We start from the raw sequence: 3,501 nt of genomic DNA, 5'->3' as shown, positions 1-3,501 counted from the left end.
TTGTCCGGCGGCGTCCTACTCTCCCACACCCTCACGAGTGCAGTACCATCGGCGCTGGCAGGCTTAGCTTCCGGGTTCGGGATGGGACCGGGCGTTTCCCTGCCGCTATGACCGCCGTAACTCTATGAAACTGTCAACCTCAACCCACCCACACAGCAACACAATGTGTTGGGTGTGGTGGGGTGGTTGGTGTCTCAGACACCGCACAGTGGATGCGTAGCATGTTTGTAGCAAGCCCTCGGCCTATTAGTACCGGTCAACTCCACCCATTACTGGGCTTCCATTTCCGGCCTATCAACCCAGTGGTCTGCTGGGGGCCTTAACCCCTCAAAGGGGGTGGGAGACCTCATCTTGGAACGAGCTTCCCGCTTAGATGCCTTCAGCGGTTATCCCTTCCGAACGTAGCCAACCAGCCATGCCCCTGGCGGGACAACTGGCACACCAGAGGTTCGTCCGTCCCGGTCCTCTCGTACTAGGGACAGCCTTCCTCAAGTCTCCTGCGCGCGCGGCGGATAGGGACCGAACTGTCTCACGACGTTCTAAACCCAGCTCGCGTACCGCTTTAATGGGCGAACAGCCCAACCCTTGGGACCTACTCCAGCCCCAGGATGCGACGAGCCGACATCGAGGTGCCAAACCATGCCGTCGATATGGACTCTTGGGCAAGATCAGCCTGTTATCCCCGGGGTACCTTTTATCCGTTGAGCGACGCCGCTTCCACCAGCCAGCGCCGGATCACTAGTCCCGACTTTCGTCCCTGCTCGACCTGTCAGTCTCACAGTCAAGCTCCCTTGTGCACTTGCACTCGACACCTGATTGCCAACCAGGCTGAGGGAACCTTTGGGCGCCTCCGTTACCCTTTGGGAGGCAACCGCCCCAGTTAAACTACCCACCAGGCACTGTCCCTGAACCGGATCACGGTCCGAAGTTAGACACTCAGTACGATCAGAGTGGTATTTCAAGATTGACTCCACCCACACTGGCGTGTGAGCTTCACAGTCTCCCACCTATCCTACACAAACCGAACCAAGCACCAATACCAAGCTATAGTAAAGGTCCCGGGGTCTTTCCGTCCTGCCGCGCGTAACGAGCATCTTTACTCGTAGTGCAATTTCGCCGGGCCTATGGTTGAGACAGTCGAGAAGTCGTTACGCCATTCGTGCAGGTCGGAACTTACCCGACAAGGAATTTCGCTACCTTAGGATGGTTATAGTTACCACCGCCGTTTACTGGCGCTTAAATTCTCAGCTTCGCCCCGAAGAGCTAACCGGTCCTCTTAACGTTCCAGCACCGGGCAGGCGTCAGTCCGTATACATCGTCTTGCGACTTCGCACGGACCTGTGTTTTTAGTAAACAGTCGCTTCTCGCTGGTCTCTGCGGCCACCTCGCCCTAGCCTGCAAGAGGCTTCAAGCGCTGTGGCCCCCCTTCTCCCGAAGTTACGGGGGCATTTTGCCGAGTTCCTTAACCATAGTTCACCCGATCGCCTTGGTATTCTCTACCTGACCACCTGTGTCGGTTTGGGGTACGGGCCGCGTGGAAACTCACTAGAGGCTTTTCTCGGCAGCATGGGATCACTCTACTTCGCCTCATTCGGCTATGCATCACGTCTCAGCCTTGATGGTTGACGGATTTGCCTATCAACCGGCCTACACGCTTACACCAGACACCAACTGCTGGCGGAGCTACCCTCCTGCGTCACCCCATCNCTATCAACCGGCCTACACGCTTACACCAGACACCAACTGCTGGCGGAGCTACCCTCCTGCGTCACCCCATCGTTTGGCTACTACCGGATCAGGTCCCGCGCTCCACTTTGCCGGTCCGAAGACCAACATCGCTTTGGGCGGTTAGTATCACCGAGCTCACCAGGGACGCGTCCACACGGGTACGGGAATATCAACCCGTTGTCCATCGACTACGCCTGTCGGCCTCGCCTTAGGTCCCGACTTACCCTGGGCGGATTAGCCTGGCCCAGGAACCCTTGGTCATCCGGCGGAAGAGTTTCTCACTCTTCTTTCGCTACTCATGCCTGCATTCTCACTCGCACAGCCTCCACACCTGGATCACTCCGGCGCTTCCATGGCTGCACGACGCTCCCCTACCCATCCACACCACTGCACCTGCCCCCGAAGGAACAAGTGGATGTATTGTGTGAATGACACAGCTTCGGCGGTGTGCTTAAGCCCCGCTACATTGTCGGCGCAGGACCACTTGACCAGTGAGCTATTACGCACTCTTTCAAGGGTGGCTGCTTCTAAGCCAACCTCCTGGTTGTCTGGGCGACCCCACATCCTTTCCCACTTAGCACACACTTAGGGGCCTTAGCTGGTGTTCTGGGCTGTTTCCCTCTCGACTACGAACCTTATCGCCCGCAGTCTCACTGCCGCACTCTCACACACCGGTATTCGGAGTTTGGTTGATTTCGGTAAGCTTGTAGGCCCCCTAGACCATCCAGTGCTCTACCCCCGGTGTGAAACATGCGACGCTGCACCTAAATGCATTTCGGGGAGAACCAGCTATCACGGAGTTTGATTGGCCTTTCACCCCTACCCACAGCTCATCCCCTCAGTTTTCAACCTAAGTGGGTTCGGGCCTCCACGACGTCTTACCGTCGCTTCACCCTGGCCATGGGTAGATCACTCCGCTTCGGGTCTAGACCACGCGACTCAAGCGCCCTATTCAGACTCGCTTTCGCTACGGCTACCCCACACGGGTTAACCTCGCCACGCAGCACTAACTCGCAGGCTCATTCTTCAAAAGGCACGCCATCACCCCGAAAGGCTCTGACGGCTTGTAGGCACACGGTTTCAGGTACTCTTTCACTCCCCTCCCGGGGTACTTTTCATCTTTCCCTCACGGTACTAGTCCGCTATCGGTCATCAGGAAGTATTTAGGCTTAGCGGGTGGTCCCGCCAGATTCACAGCAAATTTCACGAGCTCGCTGCTACTTGGGAACACTCTCAGGAGACACCGGGTTTTCACGTACGGGACTCTCACCCTCTACGGTCGCGCTTTCCAGCAACGTTCCACTAACCACAGTGTTTTCTCACTCCTTAGTAGTCCGGCAGAACTACTCGAAAGGTCCCACGACCCCGAACACGCAACCCCTGCCGGGTATCACACGTATCCGGTTTAGCCTCATCCGCTTTCGCTCGCCACTACTCACGGAATCACGGTTGTTTTCTCTTCCTACGGGTACTGAGATGTTTCACTTCCCCGCGTTCCCTCCACACACCCTATAGATTCAGGTGCGGGTGACACCACATGACTGATGCCGGGTTTCCCCATTCGGACATCCTCGGATCTCAGCTCGGTTGACAGCTCCCCGAGGCTTATCGCAGCCTCCTACGTCCTTCATCGGCTCCTGATGCCTAGACATCCACCGTATGCCCTTAATATCTTGCTACAAAGATGCTCGCATCCACTGTGCAGTTCTCAAACACCAACCAGAAACCCACCACATTCCCAAGAACACCTACCGGACACTCACGCTCCGCTGG

Annotated in this window: 2 rRNA genes; both read right to left on the bottom strand. The window is 56.8% G+C overall.

What is annotated here, in order from left to right:
- Window positions 1–2: 2 nt before the first annotated feature.
- Window positions 3–119, bottom strand: a 5S ribosomal RNA gene (rrf, locus tag GPZ80_RS31735).
- A 107-nt stretch (window positions 120–226) separates the two neighbouring features.
- Window positions 227–3,407 (bottom strand): 23S ribosomal RNA (locus GPZ80_RS31730).
- Between the last annotated feature and the right edge of the window lie 94 nt (window positions 3,408–3,501).

It is taken from the genome of Actinokineospora xionganensis (assembly GCF_014323725.1).
Classification (GTDB): domain Bacteria; phylum Actinomycetota; class Actinomycetes; order Mycobacteriales; family Pseudonocardiaceae; genus Actinokineospora; species Actinokineospora xionganensis.
Note: the sequence above shows the minus strand (reverse complement) of the source record. Positions and strands in the feature narration are given on the sequence as shown.